General features: G+C 54.7%; 16 protein-coding genes and 1 riboswitch. Of the genes, 1 reads left to right on the top strand and 15 read right to left on the bottom strand.

What is annotated here, in order from left to right; translation table 11 throughout:
* Positions 1-81 precede the first annotated feature (81 nt).
* From NTD87_RS11060 to cobO, 6 genes are read right to left on the bottom strand one after another with little or no spacing between them, the layout of a single operon-like run.
* The gene (locus NTD87_RS11060; protein WP_262113916.1) at positions 82-1,533 is read right to left on the bottom strand and encodes a cobyric acid synthase; all 1,452 of its coding nucleotides are present in this window, start codon (positions 1,531-1,533) and stop codon (positions 82-84) included.
* Positions 1,530-2,522 carry a threonine-phosphate decarboxylase CobD gene (gene cobD, locus NTD87_RS11065; protein ID WP_262113918.1) on the bottom strand — a complete coding sequence of 331 codons (993 nt, stop codon included), beginning with the start codon at positions 2,520-2,522 and terminating at the stop codon, positions 1,530-1,532. Before cobD ends, NTD87_RS11060 begins: the two co-directional genes overlap by 4 nt.
* Positions 2,515-3,423 carry an adenosylcobinamide-phosphate synthase CbiB gene (gene cbiB, locus NTD87_RS11070; protein ID WP_262113919.1) on the bottom strand — a complete coding sequence of 303 codons (909 nt, stop codon included), beginning with the start codon at positions 3,421-3,423 and terminating at the stop codon, positions 2,515-2,517. Before cbiB ends, cobD begins: the two co-directional genes overlap by 8 nt.
* Positions 3,420-4,070, bottom strand: a complete 651-nt coding sequence (gene bluB, locus NTD87_RS11075; RefSeq protein WP_262113921.1) for a 5,6-dimethylbenzimidazole synthase — start codon at positions 4,068-4,070, stop codon at positions 3,420-3,422. The genes cbiB and bluB overlap by 4 nt, the downstream gene beginning before the upstream one ends.
* Positions 4,067-5,404, bottom strand: a complete 1,338-nt coding sequence (locus tag NTD87_RS11080) for a cobyrinate a,c-diamide synthase (RefSeq protein WP_262113922.1) — start codon at positions 5,402-5,404, stop codon at positions 4,067-4,069. Before NTD87_RS11080 ends, bluB begins: the two co-directional genes overlap by 4 nt.
* Positions 5,401-6,012, bottom strand: coding sequence for a cob(I)yrinic acid a,c-diamide adenosyltransferase (gene cobO / locus NTD87_RS11085; RefSeq protein ID WP_262113924.1), 612 nt, complete (start codon positions 6,010-6,012; stop codon positions 5,401-5,403). Before cobO ends, NTD87_RS11080 begins: the two co-directional genes overlap by 4 nt.
* An 80-nt stretch (positions 6,013-6,092) precedes the next feature.
* Positions 6,093-6,328: riboswitch (cobalamin riboswitch) on the bottom strand.
* Positions 6,329-6,484: 156 nt separating this feature from the next.
* Here cobO and NTD87_RS11090 point away from each other — a divergent pair.
* On the top strand, positions 6,485-7,069 hold the full coding sequence (locus NTD87_RS11090) for a hypothetical protein (protein ID WP_262114066.1): 585 nt from the start codon (positions 6,485-6,487) through the stop codon (positions 7,067-7,069).
* 133 nt (positions 7,070-7,202) lie between these two features.
* On the opposite strand, the gene NTD87_RS11095 is transcribed toward NTD87_RS11090, so the two are convergent.
* The 9 genes from NTD87_RS11095 to NTD87_RS11135 all read right to left on the bottom strand — a co-directional run bounded on the left by NTD87_RS11095 (position 7,203) and on the right by NTD87_RS11135 (position 16,761).
* Positions 7,203-7,652 (bottom strand): GNAT family N-acetyltransferase, encoded by a 450-nt coding sequence (locus NTD87_RS11095; protein ID WP_262113925.1) that lies wholly within the window; start codon positions 7,650-7,652, stop codon positions 7,203-7,205.
* Positions 7,639-8,859, bottom strand: coding sequence for an MFS transporter (locus NTD87_RS11100; RefSeq protein WP_262113927.1), 1,221 nt, complete (start codon positions 8,857-8,859; stop codon positions 7,639-7,641). The genes NTD87_RS11095 and NTD87_RS11100 overlap by 14 nt, the downstream gene beginning before the upstream one ends.
* Positions 8,856-10,013 (bottom strand): ATP-grasp domain-containing protein, encoded by a 1,158-nt coding sequence (locus NTD87_RS11105; RefSeq protein ID WP_262113929.1) that lies wholly within the window; start codon positions 10,011-10,013, stop codon positions 8,856-8,858. The genes NTD87_RS11100 and NTD87_RS11105 overlap by 4 nt, the downstream gene beginning before the upstream one ends.
* Positions 10,014-11,249 carry an aminotransferase class III-fold pyridoxal phosphate-dependent enzyme gene (locus NTD87_RS11110; RefSeq protein WP_262113931.1) on the bottom strand — a complete coding sequence of 412 codons (1,236 nt, stop codon included), beginning with the start codon at positions 11,247-11,249 and terminating at the stop codon, positions 10,014-10,016.
* Positions 11,246-12,652, bottom strand: a complete 1,407-nt coding sequence (locus tag NTD87_RS11115; protein ID WP_262113933.1) for a hypothetical protein — start codon at positions 12,650-12,652, stop codon at positions 11,246-11,248. Before NTD87_RS11115 ends, NTD87_RS11110 begins: the two co-directional genes overlap by 4 nt.
* A 14-nt stretch (positions 12,653-12,666) precedes the next feature.
* Positions 12,667-13,656: an iron-containing redox enzyme family protein gene (locus NTD87_RS11120; protein WP_262113934.1), complete on the bottom strand. Its 990-nt coding sequence runs from the start codon at positions 13,654-13,656 to the stop codon at positions 12,667-12,669.
* Positions 13,640-14,653 carry an iron-containing redox enzyme family protein gene (locus tag NTD87_RS11125; RefSeq protein WP_262113936.1) on the bottom strand — a complete coding sequence of 338 codons (1,014 nt, stop codon included), beginning with the start codon at positions 14,651-14,653 and terminating at the stop codon, positions 13,640-13,642. Before NTD87_RS11125 ends, NTD87_RS11120 begins: the two co-directional genes overlap by 17 nt.
* Before the next feature lie 512 nt (positions 14,654-15,165).
* A complete protein-coding gene (locus tag NTD87_RS11130) occupies positions 15,166-15,651 on the bottom strand; it encodes an Lrp/AsnC family transcriptional regulator (RefSeq protein ID WP_262113937.1) in 486 nt (161 codons plus the stop codon).
* 447 nt (positions 15,652-16,098) lie between these two features.
* Positions 16,099-16,761, bottom strand: coding sequence for a class I SAM-dependent methyltransferase (locus NTD87_RS11135; RefSeq protein ID WP_262113939.1), 663 nt, complete (start codon positions 16,759-16,761; stop codon positions 16,099-16,101).
* Positions 16,762-16,765 lie beyond the last annotated feature (4 nt).

Genomic DNA, 16,765 nt, shown 5'->3' on the forward strand with positions numbered 1-16,765 from the left:
TCCCACGTTAGATGTGAGGTGTTGCTCCATTTTGTGTTCAATACAATTCCCCCTGCTCGCGATGGGGCCAGCACAGCCACCTCAAAACCCGCAGAGTTCACGCAACAGCCCGGTGTCCAGATGCTTCTCAACCAAATCAGCCAGGCGCTCGATATCGCGCTCGCGCAAGGCGTGGTAATCGACTTCCTGCACGTTCTGCAAACCAGCCCAACGCAACAGCGCACTGCACGCAGCCGGGGACTCGAACAGGCCGTGCAAGTACGTACCGAGCACCTGCCCGTCGGCACTTTGAGCGCCGTCGCAGCGACCGTCATCCAGCAGCACCGCCGCCTGCTCCAAAGCAGCGCCGGTGGTGACCCCGGCGTGAATTTCATAACCGCTGACTTCGGCGTTTTCCAGGGCCAGACGTCCATGCACATTGCGCAGCTGTTTCTCTTCTTCGAGCACCGTTTCGAATGCCAGCAAACCGAGACCGGCGCTGGAACCCGCCGCGCCTTCCAGGCCCAACGGGTCATGCAATTGCTCGCCAAGCATCTGCAGACCACCGCAGATGCCGAGCAGCTTGCCGCCGTAACGCAAGTGGCGAGCGATGGCGGTGTCCCAGCCGTTGGCACGCAAGTAAACCAGGTCACTGCGCACGCTTTTCGAGCCCGGCAGGATGATCAGATCAGCGGGTGGAATCGGCTGACCGGGACCGACAAATTGCAGATTGACCTGCGGATGCAAACGCAGGGGATCGAAGTCGGTGTGGTTGCTGATTCGTGGCAACACCGGCACCACCACGTTGAGCACCTGCTCGGCTTTATCGGTCTGACGCTGATCGATGCCGTCTTCGGCTTCCAGATGCAGATCCATCACATATGGCAGCACGCCGATCACCGGTTTGCCGGTACGCTCTTCCAGCCAGTCGAGGCCCGGTTGCAGCAAAGCGATGTCGCCGCGAAAGCGGTTGATGATGAAGCCTTTGACCCGCGCCTGCTCAGTGACTGACAGCAGCTCCAGCGTACCGACCAAGTGCGCGAATACCCCGCCACGATTGATATCGGCGATCAGCACCACCGGGCAATCTACTGCCTCCGCGAACCCCATGTTGGCGATGTCGCCAGCGCGCAGATTGATCTCGGCCGGCGAACCCGCGCCTTCGACCATCACCACCGGATAAGCTGCACTCAAGCGTTCATGGGAAGCCAGCACCGCTTGCATCGCGATGGCTTTATAGTCGTGATAGGCGACTGCGTTCATGGTGGTAACCGCGCGCCCGTGAATGATCACTTGCGCGCCGGTATCGCTGTTGGGTTTGAGCAGCACCGGGTTCATGTCGGTGTGCGGCTCAAGGTTGGCCGCCTGGGCCTGCACGGCTTGAGCCCGACCGATTTCGCCGCCATCGGCGGTCACTGCGCTGTTGAGCGCCATGTTCTGCGGCTTGAACGGCACCACGCGAACCCCCTGGCGCGTCAGCCAGCGGCACAGCGCCGTTACCAGGGTACTTTTGCCGGCGTCCGAGGTGGTGCCTTGCACCATCAGCGTGGTCATGGGGTTTCCTTGGCGTAGGCTTCGAAAGCGTGCTCGAGGCGCAACCAATCGACTTCATTGGCCGGCAAGCCAAAACGCAGGCTGCTGTTGTGGGTGAACAGACGCAGCAAGATGCCGTGCCGGGCCATGAATTCGTGCAGGTGCTCAGCGCGCTCGGTAATCAACCACTGAAACAAGGCGCAGCCACCTTGCGGCTTGAAGCCGTGGCGCTCAAGGACTTCAATCAGACGCTGACTCGCCTCTTCACTGCGCAAGCGCTGGCGAGCATGCCCTTGAGTGTCGCGCAAACAGACCTGGCCCAACACCCGAGTCGGCCCGCTGACCGCCCAGGGCCCGACCTGCTCGGCAAGCAGCTTGAGCAACTTGCGCTCAGCCAACACGAAGCCCAATCGCACCCCGGCCAGACCGAAAAACTTGCCAAACGAACGCAAAACGATCAGCCCGACCTTATCGGCATACGCAGCCAAACTCAGCGCAGGGGTGTTGTCCATGAACGCTTCGTCAACCACCAACCAACCGCCGCGTTGCGCCAACCGCGCATGCCAGTCGAGCAGGCGCTCAGGGGTCAGGCTCAGGCCGGTGGGGTTGTTCGGATTGACCACCACCAGCACGTCGAGACTGTCGAGGAAGAAATCGACTTCCTGCTCCAGCACTTCACGCACGATATATCCATTGCGACGCCAGGCCTCGGCATGCTCGGCGTAACACGGTGAGAGCACGCCGACTTTGCCGGCGCGACGCAGGCGTGGCAGCAATTGGATAGCCGCCTGGGAGCCGGCGACCGGCAACACATGCGTGGCGCCGTAGTACTCGCGCGCGGCCTGCTCCAGCCCATCATCGGTTTCCGGCAAGCGCGCCCAGGCCCGCAACGGAATCTCCGGGATCGCCCACGGCCAGGGCGCCAGCCCGCTGGACAAATCGAGCCAATCGGCTTCGGCGATGCCGTACTGCAACGCCGCCTTGCGCAAACGGCCACCGTGCTCAAGCATAAAACTCGGCCCCCACACAGAGAATCAGCAGCCACAACCATACCCCGCGCTGAACCAACTGCCAGCCGCGATCGATGGAGTTGGCGTCTGCTGGCACACCTTCACCCAACTGTGGACGCTGATGCAGCTCACCGTGATAGATCGCCGCGCCGCCCAACTCGACCCCGAGCGCTCCCGCGCCAGCAGCCATCACCGGCCCGGCGTTCGGGCTGTCCCAGGTCGGCCCCTGGGTGCGCCAACATTTGAGTGCCAAGCGGGTTTTACCCAACAGCGCATAGGTCAAAGCCACCAGACGCGCCGGAACGTAGTTGAGCACATCGTCGATTTTCGCCGCCGCCCAGCCGAAGCGCTCAAAGCGTTCGTTGCGATACCCCCACATGGCGTCGAGAGTATTGCTCAGGCGATAGAGCACCACCCCTGGCGCACCGGCGACGGCAAACCAGAACAGAGCGGCGAACACCGCGTCGCTGCCGTTTTCCAACACTGACTCGGTGGCGGCACGAGCCACTTCGGTGCAGTCCAATTCACTGGTCTGACGGCTGACCAGATAACCGACACGCGTGCGTGCTTCATCCAGATCGTCGCTGCGCAGGGCCTGAGCCACTGGCTCGACATGTTCGCCGAGGCTGCGCAGGCCAAGGGCGCAATACAGCGCCAGGATCTCGACGACCCAGCCAATGTAGGGCAGCCAGGAAAACGCCGTCACCAACAGGGTCAGCGGCAGCACCGCCATCACCCACGCGGTGACACCATGACTGCGCCAGCCACGGCCGGCGGAGTTGAAACGTTGCTCGATACGATCGGCAAAACGGCCGAACGCCACCAGCGGATGCCAGCGCTTGGGTTCGCCCAGCAACGCATCCAGCGCTACCCCGGCGACACTCAGCAACGCCACACTCATTGATTCACTCCCCAATAATTTTCGTACAACAGGTCACTCAGCGGACGCGCCTGCGCCCAGCCTTCCAGGACCAACATCGGCGCTGGGTAAAATGCCTTGACCGGGCCCAGGCACAACACCGCCAACGGTTTGGCCCCCGGCGGCAGGCCGAGCAGATCCGCCAATGCCTGCGGCTCGAACAACGAGACCCAGCCCATGCCCAAACCTTCGGCACGGGACGCCAGCCAAAGATTCTGGATTGCGCAGGACAACGACGCCATGTCCATTTCCGGCAAGGTCCGACGGCCAAAAATATGCCGCTCGCGATCATCCATCAGCGCGGCGACCAGCACTTCGGCGCAGTCGTTGATGCCTTCGACTTTCAGCTTCATGAACTCGTCGGAGCGTTCGCCCAGCGCCTCGGCGGTGCGTACCCGCTCCTCTTCCACCAATTGCTGGATCTTGCCGCGTAACGCCCGGTCGCTGATGCGGATGAACCGCCAGGGCTGCATCAAGCCGACACTCGGGGCCCGATGCGCCGCTTCGAGCAAACGCCGGAGCAGCTCGGGTTCGACGCTGCCACCGCTGAAGTGACGCATGTCACGACGTTCGGCAATCGCGCGATAAACCGCTTCGCGCTCGGCCTCGGAAAATGCGTTGTCTGTCATGGCCTCTTCGCGGGCAAGCCCGCTCCCACAGGGTTCAGGTCTGGCGCAAACAGCGCGGCGATCGCCGATGGATTGGACGGGAAATAAAAGTGCACATAAGAGGCCGTCATCCGTCCCTCGCGGTAAACCGCTTCGGCGCCGCGCCCGCCGTTCGGACTCAGGCCACGGGCGATCGGTTCAAGCTCGGTGCTGGTCAACGAATGGTGATATGTGTGACCACGCAACGCGCCCTCGGGTAATTCAACCGCTTGCAGGGCCAGCGCGGCCAGGCGCTTTTGCATCACCGCATCACCGGCCAGCAGCCCCACCAACTCAGCGCGCGAACCGTCGACGTCGGTCAGTGAGTCGAGCAGATAAAGCATACCGCCGCATTCGGCCAGCATCGGCTTGCCGGCAGCGTGGTGAGCGCGAATGGCATCGAGCATGGTGGTGTTTTCAGCCAACGCCACATGGTGCAATTCCGGATAACCACCGGGCAGATACAGGCTGTCAGCTTCAGGCAATTGGCGGTCATGGATCGGCGAGAAAAACCGCAACTCGGCGCCCATCGCCCGCAGCAGGTCGAGGCTCGCGCCATAGGTGAAGGCGAAGGCTTCGTCGCGAGCCACGGCAATTCGCACACCTGCCAGCAACGGCTCGGCAGCGATCACGTCAGGCGCGGCGAACTCGACAGCAGGCGGCAACGCCACTTCGCAGCTGCTGGCCAAGGCTTCGGCAGCTGCGTCGAGGCGCAGATCGAGGTCGTTCAATTCACTGGCCTGGACCAACCCCAGGTGACGACTTGGCAATTCGATGCCGGTTTCCCGTGACAACGCGCCGTACCAGCGCAAACCTTCGGTCAGGCTACCTTCGAGCAATTGTGCGTGACGCAAGGTGCCGACGCGGTTGGCCAATACACCGGCAAATGGCAAGTCCGGCTGATAACGCGCCAGCCCCAACGCCAGCGCGCCGAAGGTCTGAGCCATGGCGGTGCCGTCGATCACGCCCAGCACCGGCACGCCGAAGTGCCGCGCCAGATCGGCGCTGGACGGGGTGCCGTCGAACAAGCCCATCACGCCTTCGATCAAAATCAGGTCCGCCTCAGCGGCCGCTTCCCACAACAACCGACGACTTTCCTGCTCGCCGACCATCCACATGTCCAGTTGATACACCGGCGCACCGCTGGCGCGCTCGAGAATCATCGGGTCGAGAAAGTCCGGGCCGCATTTGAATACCCGAACCTTGCGCCCCTGATTGCGATGCAAGCGGGCCAGTGCGGCAGTGACGGTGGTCTTGCCCTGACCGGAAGCCGGCGCGGCAATCAGCACTGCCGGACAGTGACGGGGCTCATTCACAGTTCAACGCCTTTCTGCGCTTTGATCCCGGCCTGGAATGCATGCTTGATCATGCCCATTTCGGTGACGGTGTCGGCCAGTTCGATCATTTCCGGCTTGGCGCCACGCCCGGTGACCACCACGTGCTGCATCGGCGGACGCGCCTGCAAGTCGCTGAGCACCTGGTCGAGGTCCAGATAACCGTGCTTGAGGGCGATGTTCAGCTCATCGAGCACCACCAGGCCTACGCCTGAGTCACGCAGCAGTTCGCGGGAGACTTCCCACGCAGCTTCAGCGGCGGCGATATCGCGCTGACGATCCTGGGTTTCCCAAGTGAAACCTTCGCCCATCACATGGAAGCGCACTTGTTCAGGGAAACGGCGGAAGAACAACTCCTCCCCGGTGCTGTTGCGCCCCTTGATGAACTGCACCACGCCGCACTGCATGCCATGACCCATCGCTCGGGCAAGCATGCCGAACGCTGAACTGCTTTTGCCCTTGCCGTTGCCGGACAGGACCAACAGCAGGCCGCATTCGTTCGGCGAGTTGGCAATGCGCTCATCGATCACGGCTTTCTTGCGCAGCATGCGCGCCAGATGGCGTTCGTCACGATCAGGGGAATCAGTCATGGGGGAGCTCTCCGTTGAGGCTGGATAACGGCGGGCAGGCATAGAAATAGACGGCAAGAAGCCTGGCATCGCCCACCGTGATGCCGCTGGATGGATCAGGCCGGTCTCCGGGCTCATGAGTGGCTTGCGCCTGACTGCGCGCCTTCCCATGTCGATACTGGACACAGTGGCTCAAAGCACAGTTTTTACTCATTTACCGTTGCGGGGGCAGCGCCGGGATCGTCGCCCGTTCTGTCGAAGAACGCGCCCTCACCGGCTTCCCTGTTTCACTCGGTCGACCACAGGGTCACAGAGCACCTGAAACAAGTCGCGAAGGTTAGAGGGTTGGGGGTGGAGCGTCAATTAAAGCCGGGGCTCATCGATGGATAGAAACCGACCTCAATCAATAAACTGGCGCCAATCTTGTGCCACACTGAAAGCAGTGATATCAAAGAGCCACAACCTTACACTACAAGAACAAAGGGTGAGCAACATGCAAGGCATGATCATCAGTAACCCAAGGCTGGAATTCCTGCGTCCGGTGCTGGAGCGCTGGTTCGAGTGTATCGACCGCTACAACACGGTACGCGGCGATAACGAAAGCCCCTACTGGTTTGACGAACGCGCCAACCTGAGCCTGCTTTCGGCAGCGGCGTGGATGGCAGAAATGGTCACCACTGAACAGACTCCAACGAAAAAGCAGATCGAGGAAGGCGAGCGCAATGGCCGCGTCGATCTGTTTATCGCCAGCAAAGAAGACCGTGCTTACCTGCAAGCCACCCAACGCTGGCCACGGGTCAACAACCTGAACCTCACCCAGGCCCTGCTTGATGCCGTGAGCGATGCGAAGAAAATCAGCTACGCCAGCGACCTGAAACTCGGCTGCCTGTTCGTGGCGCCACACAAGACCCAACAGAGCGCCACCCCGGAAGAACTGCAGGACATGGTCGACGACCTGCAAAAGGAACACACCTGCGCCGTGGCCTGGTACTTCCCCTATGCCTACCGCAAATTGCACAACGAAGCCGGTCACTACCATCCGGGCATTGCGGTGTTGCTCAAAGAGGCACGCGGCTGACAGGTTGAACCACCGGCCAACGTGCTCCACCTGCCTGGTGGTACTTACAAATGAACACCCTGCAGAACGCCTGAACCCGGCCTTTGGTAGTTCAACGGGCGGGGGTCAAGCGTGACGACAACAGGTTAACGTCTCAGCGCTGATAGATGTCGGGGCGGAAGACTTGCCAGATATAGTTGGGCTGATTGACTGGCACAAACCCCATTTTTTCGTACAGCCACGGCGCTGTGGTAGTCGCCAATATGATCCTGCGAAGTTGCGCAGCCTCTGGCCCCGCCAGTATGCCTTCGGACACCCAACGGCCCAGACCTTTGCCCTGATAATGTTCATCGACAAAAACGTCGCATAAATATCCGAACGTCGCGAAGTCGGTGACTAGACGTGCAAAACCGACTTGCGTCTGATTGTGGTAGACACCCATGCACAAACTGTTATCTATGCTCTGTTGCACGCGGTCGCGTGTAATGCCTTTGGCCCATGTCGACTGAACGAGAAACCCATGAATAAAATCTATATTCAACATATCCTTATCAGCGCTTAACCTGAAACCTTCAGCTGTGAAAAACTCATCAGTTCTTTTCATTATAAGGTTCCATCCTGCTCGAAAATTTTACTTTAATGGTGAGTACAGCAAGTCCCGCACCCACCATAGCCAACAGCACATTCAAAAACCATAGGCTTTTATGGAAGACGCCGTCACCCGTACTCAGCGCGCCGGCGATCATGTTTCCACTCACGCCCCCCACGAGACCTGCCAAACCAAGCAGGGAAAAAGCGATCGCCAGAAAATGCTTTTCACTGCGACTTCCAGCCACCGTATCAATGGCGGGATCGATAATTAACTCGCCGAAGGTAAAAAAAACAATTGCGAGTAAAAAGAGTGTGCTCACATCGGTCATCCCAATGACCAGAAACGACATGACCATAAACAGGAACCCCAGAAAAATAGCGGTCCAATTAGAAACAAACCGGGACAAATACAAATTGAGCGGAAGCTGCAGGCACATCACCACCAGCGCGTTTACCCAGAAAACATAAGCGACCATTTCATTGCCCCAGGCGTGTGACGCACGCAGGGGAAACGAGTATTCGAGCTGGATATACAAAAAGCTATAGAGTGCGTACAACACTAACAACAATAGAAAAAATGGCTTCAGCAGCAAGCTCTTCACCCCCGCGACAAAACTTGCATTTTTGAGATTATCCGGAAGGACGATGGCCGGCAATCGCAGGGTCAGCAAGAGAACCAGTGCAACTATTTGCACTGTGGCGGCGGCGATAAAAAAACCGACGACATTAAAATCAAGCATCAAAGCGCCAATACCGCTTCCTACTGCAACACCCAGATTATTAATCGTGCTGCGCAAGGAAAACAGCAACAATTGATCTTGCCCCGGCGTCAACGTAGAGAGTAAAGCTTTGGAAGCAGGCGTAAAGAACGCTTTACTGACGCCTAACAGAAGACTGAAGCAACTCAGATAAAACGCGTCGTCAATCCCACAGGAAAACACCAGATAACAAACAATCTGCAGGGCCAACCCCAGGCGCATAGCCAATACTGGACCTTTGACATGGCCAATATAACCACCGATAAAAGATGCACCATACTGGCCTACTAAAAAAAGCGTCAACTGAGTAGCAGCAAATGCAGGAGAAAAATGCAGATACCGAACCAGGTAAACCATAAAGAAAGGAATAACCGAAAAATATCCAATCGCCGTGAGCCACTGAATCAACAACACGCGCAATGCCGTTACCGGAAGCGCTTTTATCATGGAAAAGACATTCACGACACTTCAACCTCGAATTGGCGCTCTACCTCAGCGATTCGCCTTATCAGGCCCGACCTTGTACTGGCCGAAACGATGAAGCCACCATACCTGTCAGACGAACTGGTAATAGGGGCTATATCCATACCTGAAAACAATTTCCAGTCCAGCCAGTGAATGTCTGGTGCCAAGGACCCTTGCCATTCCTTGCAATGACGAACGACGCCTGGTGAGTATTCGAAAAAATGAATGGCGGCGCAGCTACTATTATGCAGTTGTACATTTACAGCCCCCCCCAATAACAGATCAACCGATGCCGACACCATGTCGAAACCGGTGGCAATTTCAACCAGACTCCAGATTCTGTCTCCGCCGGGGCGATTATGACACTCAATAATATGTATTTCAGTATCGAGCAACTTGAACTCGATATGGCCAGGACCATCACGCAAACCGATCGCATCCAGCACCTGTTGAAGATATACCCAATGAGCTGGACTTATTATTTCTTCTGACGGATCAACAATATGGCCTACTTCCACCACACCACTGGCGCCTGAAAGGATTTTTTCCGTAACGGCCAATTTGAAGTGTTTGCCATTGACACTGAACGTTTCACAGCTGAATTCGCGCCCCCCGACAAAATCTTCGAGAATACAAACCTCGCTTGATACAGGGATCCCTTCTCCGTCCTCGACAATTCGAACGCCAACGCTACCTGTACCATCAATAGGCTTTATGACTTTCCTGCCCGCCGCGATCAACGGTCCATTCATTGTTACAGCGGGACGGATCAACTCAAAGCGCACAGTATTCAGCTGCTTCTCCTCAAGTGCCTGTCGTGTCAGTAACTTGTCTCTGCAGGTGAAGGAGCAACTTAAACTCGGACCGGGAATACCCAACACTTTAGAGAGTACCGACGTAGCTTCCATACCCAGTTCGGTAAACGAATAGACACCGTCGAACACGATCTGCGCGTGTAAAATCACCGCGCGCCTGATCAACGCATACAGATCATCAAAGTTCACGATATTTTCTGGCTCGATCAACGCTCTCTGATAGCGTGTGATTCGCGCCTCTTCGGTGATGACCACGACATCGGCTTTGGCAGATACTTTCTTCAGATAATCGTCCGTTGGCCCGAGCAATAAAATGGTTGGTTTACTGCTCATCATTCAACACTCCGCAACCACTGCATTGAACACCTCCAGAAATAGAGCATAACTTTTCGCTTGCATCATCAGCGACGGAAGGAGTTTCAGACATGAAGGTTTGTTGCTACAGATGGTGGTCAGTATTTTATTTGCAAAGAGTGAATGCCAGACAAAAAAACACGTCTGCGCGTCGGAAAACTCCAGCGTGATACAGGCACCTAAAGCGTGGACGCTGACCAAGTCTTCCACCCGTGTTGCCGAGTCGTGCAAGGCTATGACGAAATCATCTCGTTTTTTTCGAGCGGTATCGTCGTCCAGGCATTCGTCGAGCAGCGCCAGCGAAGCAATGGCTACGCTAAGGCCCAGAGCGTTATTCGCAAAGGTCGAACCCAGTATCTTCTGGCAACCTGGACGGTCAAAGATCGAGTCGGCAATGGGGGCCCTCATGAGCATGTTTGCACTTGGGAAAAAAGCTCCGGTCAGCGACTTTGAGAGCAACAGAATGTCGGGCCTTACCACCCATTTCAGCGCTTGCATTGCACTGTAATGACCGCAGCGACCGAGCCCGGAAAAAATTTCGTCACAAATACTTATGGTGCCCGAGGCACGGCAGGCACCGAGCAGATCTTCAGCTTCCTGCGCCGAGCAAACGCGCCCCCCGCCAATTGCTTGAAGAGGCTCTATCAGCAACGCGGCAAACTCCCCACTCGCCAGTTCGTGTATCGCTTCTTCGATATGCTCGAAATAAACGATGTCCAGCGGACAAGGCAGCGCCTGCAGCCCACTTCGCCAGAGCTCGTTATCGGTGATATGCATCGCCAGGGAGCTGGCACCATGAAAACAGCCGCAGCGAACCAACAGACGCGATCTGCCTGTGTGCACCAGCGCAGCCTTGATAGCCCCTTCTACCGCTTCAGTTCCGGTAGTCAGCGTCGATAAACGCCAGTGGCCGCTTAGCCCAAGCCGTTCAACCAAGGCAATAGCCAACTGCGCCGACAAGTCATTGAGACCCAGCGGTGTGACACAAGGAATATCCGCCGCCAGCGCCGCCAGCAATGCATCCTTGAGCTCTTGCCTGTTGTGGCCGAATATCGCCGCCCCATAATGGCCGACCAGATCCAGCCAAGGGTTCATCGAATCGTCATACAAATACTCATCCTTGGCCCGGATGAAGACCGGCTGCTCCCCTAACTGATGCAGTACCTCGCTCCAATGAGGGTTAACGAACGCTTCGTAGAGTTTGATCACTTCACTCATGAAATATAATCGCGCATACGGTAGTTAATCGCGGGCATTTCCAATACAACATGGAACTCATAAAGCTGTTCCCAGGCCCGAATATTAAGATCGAGCAGTAAGGCATAGGCATTCGCGGCCACTTGCTGTTCCTCGACGCCTAACTCCCCTACTTCCGCCAACATGATTCTGGAAATGTACTGATGGCCGAGCTTTTCATTCAGCGACTCATGTTTACGGGAAGTCTTATTGAACAGGGGCGTCCGGTTGTTACTGGCTGACAGTTCATTCAACAAGTTGACTTGACCGGGCAAGCCTTCGGTAATCGTAGCCGCTGCAAAATAAGCCACCAGTTCCTTCGAGGCCAGATAGGTATAGATGTCACATACCAGTTGGCCAAAAGGCGTCGGCAACGACGAATGCAATTCTGTCTCGCTCATACCCAATGCTTTGCAGGTCTTCAACTCATACAGTTCGTGACCGGCCTCTTCCATGTAATAACGTCGAGCCAGTTTTTTCAGCGGGCGAGGTAACCGCTGAGAGATCGCCGGCGATATGAGATCCACAAACCGATCGGTAATGTAATATTCCTGCGCATAACTGGCGGCAATCAATGCTTCACGCCCGGGGCCGGTCCCAGCCAGTGCAACCTGGTACTGACTCGGCGCTACGCATTCCATATAGTCAAGCCCCCACCGCTCCAGACGCACGGCCAGATTGACCCCGGAGTCCACCTCATCGATGTGCAGCGCTGGAAAGTCAACATGCCGAGTGTCTGTCTTTTGGCTCTTGTTCAACAGCCATACCAGGACACTGAGGCACTTTCTCAATTCGCCAGCCCAAAAGGCGGAGTATTCGACTTCAGATACCTTGTCGTCGTAACCACTTAAATACTGCAGCAGCTTTTTGCCGACCGTCACGGCGGGTTGGCAGGTAACGGCCCAACACAAAAATACAAGTTTGATGTACCGGACATAGACATTACCGCTTTCAGCAAGAACAGTTCTCACGGAAGCCGTGTGTAAATTATTAACAAATTCAAGCAGCGCGATACTTAACTTGCGGTCGTCGAACGATGTTTTTTGCAAGGCATCTTTCGCCTCAGCCATGCTGTCCGAGGTAATAGAGTTCTTGCCGCCCAGAGTATGCTCAGGGCTTGACTCTCTCACCAACCCGACTTCATTGAAGTGATTGACCAAATCACTGACTTCGCCGCCAACATCACTCTCGATCAACGAACGCCACTTTTCACTGTCCGGATCTCTCAGATGCTGGACGGTTTCGATAAGAGCATCACACGCCTGGCTTTCTATGACAAGTTCAGAAATGGACTCCCCCACTTCGAATACACCGGCTTCAATTTTTTCTATATAGCCAACTTTCAAGTAAGGTTTTTTGAATGCTTCCAGAGACCAGGAGTCCATTGCCTATCCTCGCATTAGTTGAATATTCTGAGTTTCACTTCATCACTGTAATACTTGCAAATCTGCTTATCCCAAGCCGACATCAGCTCTAACAGAGCACAGGTATGTATCAGGGTAACCCTGGACTCTTCCTCGGAAATAGCCGAATAATGAACCAGTAAAGAATCAGTGATAGCGCCATGATCGCCAGTACTATTTACATCAGAGTGCCCGATAATCGGCTTCCAGAAAGCATCCGGCAATCCTAACCTTACACAGGACTCAACAAACAGCTTATTGAATTCCGGATAGGGCTCTTCAAACAGGAATAACGCGCTGATAAAACTGATGATGTGCTGACGGGCATAAACACCCAATGTCGAATAAATTGAAAAAGTCGTGTCCAGGGGCGAAGCCAGCGCCAACTGCGACCGATCGACGCCGACATGACTCAGGGCATTGGCCAACAACGACTCGTGGTCATGTTCTTCAAGAAATAACCGTTTGATACCCTGATAGACCTCAGGTGAACTATTGTGCGCCAATGCTGGTGAAATAACCTTTGGAGCGCTTTTGACAATATGGTAATACTCCACCGCAAACCCTATCAACTGGGAGCGACTCACTGAACCATCGAGCATCTTCTCGTACAATGCAGAGTTACCAATCCTCACATGAAGCGCCGACGTCAACAGCTTGAGCTTTTTCGAAAACTCGAGCCCTGAAAGTACGCCCGATACCACCGGAAACCGACCTTCTGTCAGCAGATAGTTTTTATCGAGATCCGCAATCAAGACTTCCAATTGGTCATCTGGATAGCGCGCAGCGTGCTTTATATAAAAATCTTCGGTGCTCAGCGAGCCCTGTTGCAGATCCTGAATGACCGCAATGAGTGCATCATTTCCATCATCTTCCAGAATCAGACTCTGACTGCGGTAGTCCAGATGATGCTCATTGGAGATCCGGCGGTATACGACACCTTGACGCAGCTTTGGGTAATTAAAGCGCTTAGTACTGGTTTGCATTTTCCGCCCCCTCCAACGTGATCCCTGACAGTGTTCTCAATAGGTCGCTCGAAGTGGAATAATGCTCCCACACGGCCGAATGGAAATTGTCATACAGTTCAACGAATATATGGGTATTGGCGCGCATTTGCTTAAGTTGTTCGTGGGTCACCACCGGTATTTCTCTAAACAACTCCCTGGTCAGAACACCATGTTCGGCACCAATATTTATGTTGGCATGATCCAGAATAGGCTTGATGAAAGAAGTGCTTATTTTCTTGCTGTTCTGCATGGCAAGTATAAAGCTGTCGACTTCTATATCCTTCCCTTCCAAAATACCCATGGTGGTAAAGAAAAATAGCGGATCGTTTGCGGCCCAATAGGCCAAAGCATTACAGAGCGCCAGGGTTTCAGGAAGAGGTATTGTTTCCTTGATATTTTCGCGAGTAATGCCCAGGGTTTGCAATGCTCGAAATATCAACTCATCATGACCATATTCCTCGGAATAGAATTCGTTCATTATCAGCCGGGCTTTTGTAGAGGCTACAAAATTAAGCACTGGTGAATCGAACCAACTTTCACGAAAAAGAAAATGATAGTTTTCTATGGCCATCCCGTAATAGACATTTTCCGGGACTGTTTCAGGCTGCTGCATGGCCAACCAGAATTTGTTTTTATACAAATAGTCATGAAGCAACTGCGCCTGTAGATCTTCAATCTCCAGGATGGCCTCATCACCACTTACAAAATCAGCACCTGAGTTGACTTTAAAGGCCAGATTGGAATCTTCCAATGCCGTTATCAGCTCATGGATATCATTGGCACTCAGCTGCTTGTTTTTTTCGCACACAGCTGAAATAGTATGCCGACCATTGAGCATGGAAAGTACCTTATTCCATTCCAGATAGTCGCCTTCCAGATTTTGTATTTCATGCTCAGCGCCTGAAACAACATATAATTTTACAGCAGCATCATCACTCTTTGAAAACCGTCCGTAGGTCACATACATATCGCCCATGGCTGCTCACCCTATCCATCATAAATAAACCGGGCAACATGAAGTTGCCCGGCACGATTCATACTTACAGGTGGGCAGCCATCAAAATCGGACGATTGCTTTTTGCCTTGATCACAATCTTCTTCGGCGTGCTTGCTGCTTGTTCTTGAGTGCGCTGAACTTCTGTAGTTTTGGACATTGGGTATTCCTCATCAGATAGATTATGGGCGAGCCACCTTCAACGGAAAACCATCTGCAGAACTGAAACTCTCATTTCAACCCGCAATAGCAGATTCCCGGCTCACACAAATATTTTCATAAGCCGGGCAAAATAAAATTGCTAATTTCAACGCCAAATCCAACGCATTTGCAAAAACATTCCGCAGCACCCCGGCATCTGAAATATTTCTCTCGCTTGATACTCTTTCCCCATTGAAACAAGGACTTGTGATCGCACAGGGGCAGTGCCAAGGCAAAAGAGCATGCAAGCGCACCAATGAACCGCTGATCGCAGCTCACCAAAAGCCACAGCTTCAGCTACAAGCAGCCAAGGGCAGTAGATTAGTCTTGTAGACCTCCCTTAATGTAATAGAGGTTTTTATTTGTTTTACGCAGACAATCGCACGCAACGTCTTTTCAATAAAAACAGTATATTCCTGGATATTTTTGCATACTAGCTGTATCAGAAAATCATAGTCGCCGGTCACGTTATACAAACCGACAACTTCCGAACATGAAATAATTTTTTGTTCTAAACTCCGCGTCACCTCTTCGGTATGGGAGTCGACTGATACATGAACGAAAGCGGTGACCTGAAAGCCTAGCGCCTCTTTATTCAGGACCGCCTGATACGCCGTTATAAAGCCCTCCTCCTCAAGGCGCTTGATTCTCCGCCAACACGGCGTTTCGCTCATGGACATGATTTCGGCAAGCTTCGAGATTGTAATCCGACAATCCGCTTGAATCACATTCAGAATTTTCATATCAACAGAATCGAGCGCAAGCGTAGCTTTTTTCAACACCGTTCCCTCAGCGTTAGTTTTATTTTATACGGGGAAATCCCTTTTCCGTTATGCATAGAACGTACCGCTCTTAAATCACCGACTATCTGCCGCCGGACAGTTTCCCTGCATCGAAAGTGCACACGTTTTTGCGGCTAATCACTGCTTACGATACGCGCATTATTAATCTTATCAAGATGTAACAGAGGCACTGATACCCCGCCAAAGACAGCCGCATCACGCACCGATCAGACAGGGTGCCGTGCACCTTGGCGGGATTCACTGCACGAGAAGAGAGCGCATCACCTGACACTCAAGTGATGGCGTTTTCCGAAAAGCTTGATCATCCGCGCCGGCTTTACCTACCGCCCAACGGTGACGTGTTGGTGGCCGAGACCAACTCGCCGTTCGGCATGACCCTGGTCGGCAATGACCTGATAGACGTGCAAGCCATAAAGCTTGCTGCTACACCTTGCGGCATAACGTCAATCCATCGCCTAACGGCAACAGCGACAAATCGACACGCGAGTCATCCTTCAAGGCGCGGTTCAACGCCTGAATGGCGCGGGTGTCTTCACTCTCGGGATTCACCTCGAGCACCCGCCCGCTCCACAGCGTGTTATCGAAAACTGCCAGCCCGCCGCTTCGCAGCAAACGCAAAGCGCTTTCCAGATAAGCCGGGTAGTTAGCCTTGTCGGCATCGATGAAGATCAGATCGAAGCAACCACTTTGCCCTTGCCGCTCAAGTTCAGCCAATGTTTGCAACGCGGGCGCCAAACGCAAATCGATGCGCTCGGCAAGGCCAGCCTCCTGCCAGTAACGGCGTGCCGTGGCGTTGTACTCTCCGGGAATGTCGCAGCAGATCAGCGTACCGTCATCCGGCAAGGCTGCGGCCATGCACAAGGCGCTGTAGCCGGTGAAAGTGCCCACTTCAAGCAAGCGTCTGGCCCCCGTAAGCTTGACCAGCAAAGCGAGGAACTGCCCTTGCTCGGGGGCTACCTGCCAACGCGCCATCGGCAGCGCCTGGGTTTCGTCACGCAAACGGTGCAATAGCGGCGTTTCACGCAAGGATACGTCGAGCAGGTAGTTGTAGAGGGAATCGTCGAGATTGAGTGTGCGAGCGGTCATGACA

The organism is Pseudomonas sp. 6D_7.1_Bac1 (assembly GCF_025465945.1).
In the GTDB taxonomy this organism is placed as follows: domain Bacteria; phylum Pseudomonadota; class Gammaproteobacteria; order Pseudomonadales; family Pseudomonadaceae; genus Aquipseudomonas.

Bases quoted from the DNA above. Each gene is read 5' to 3' on its own strand.
- NTD87_RS11060 (WP_262113916.1), bottom strand. From the start codon at position 1,533: ATGACCACGCTGATGGTGCAAGGCACCACCTCGGACGCCGGCAAAAGT.
- cobD (WP_262113918.1), bottom strand. From the start codon at position 2,522: ATGCTTGAGCACGGTGGCCGTTTGCGCAAGGCGGCGTTGCAGTACGGC.
- cbiB (WP_262113919.1), bottom strand. From the start codon at position 3,423: ATGAGTGTGGCGTTGCTGAGTGTCGCCGGGGTAGCGCTGGATGCGTTG.
- bluB (WP_262113921.1), bottom strand. From the start codon at position 4,070: ATGACAGACAACGCATTTTCCGAGGCCGAGCGCGAAGCGGTTTATCGC.
- cobO (WP_262113924.1), bottom strand. From the start codon at position 6,012: ATGACTGATTCCCCTGATCGTGACGAACGCCATCTGGCGCGCATGCTG.
- NTD87_RS11090 (WP_262114066.1), top strand. From the start codon at position 6,485: ATGCAAGGCATGATCATCAGTAACCCAAGGCTGGAATTCCTGCGTCCG.
- NTD87_RS11095 (WP_262113925.1), bottom strand. From the start codon at position 7,652: ATGAAAAGAACTGATGAGTTTTTCACAGCTGAAGGTTTCAGGTTAAGC.
- NTD87_RS11105 (WP_262113929.1), bottom strand. From the start codon at position 10,013: ATGATGAGCAGTAAACCAACCATTTTATTGCTCGGGCCAACGGACGAT.
- NTD87_RS11110 (WP_262113931.1), bottom strand. From the start codon at position 11,249: ATGAGTGAAGTGATCAAACTCTACGAAGCGTTCGTTAACCCTCATTGG.
- NTD87_RS11115 (WP_262113933.1), bottom strand. From the start codon at position 12,652: ATGGACTCCTGGTCTCTGGAAGCATTCAAAAAACCTTACTTGAAAGTT.
- NTD87_RS11120 (WP_262113934.1), bottom strand. From the start codon at position 13,656: ATGCAAACCAGTACTAAGCGCTTTAATTACCCAAAGCTGCGTCAAGGT.
- NTD87_RS11125 (WP_262113936.1), bottom strand. From the start codon at position 14,653: ATGGGCGATATGTATGTGACCTACGGACGGTTTTCAAAGAGTGATGAT.
- NTD87_RS11135 (WP_262113939.1), bottom strand. From the start codon at position 16,761: ATGACCGCTCGCACACTCAATCTCGACGATTCCCTCTACAACTACCTG.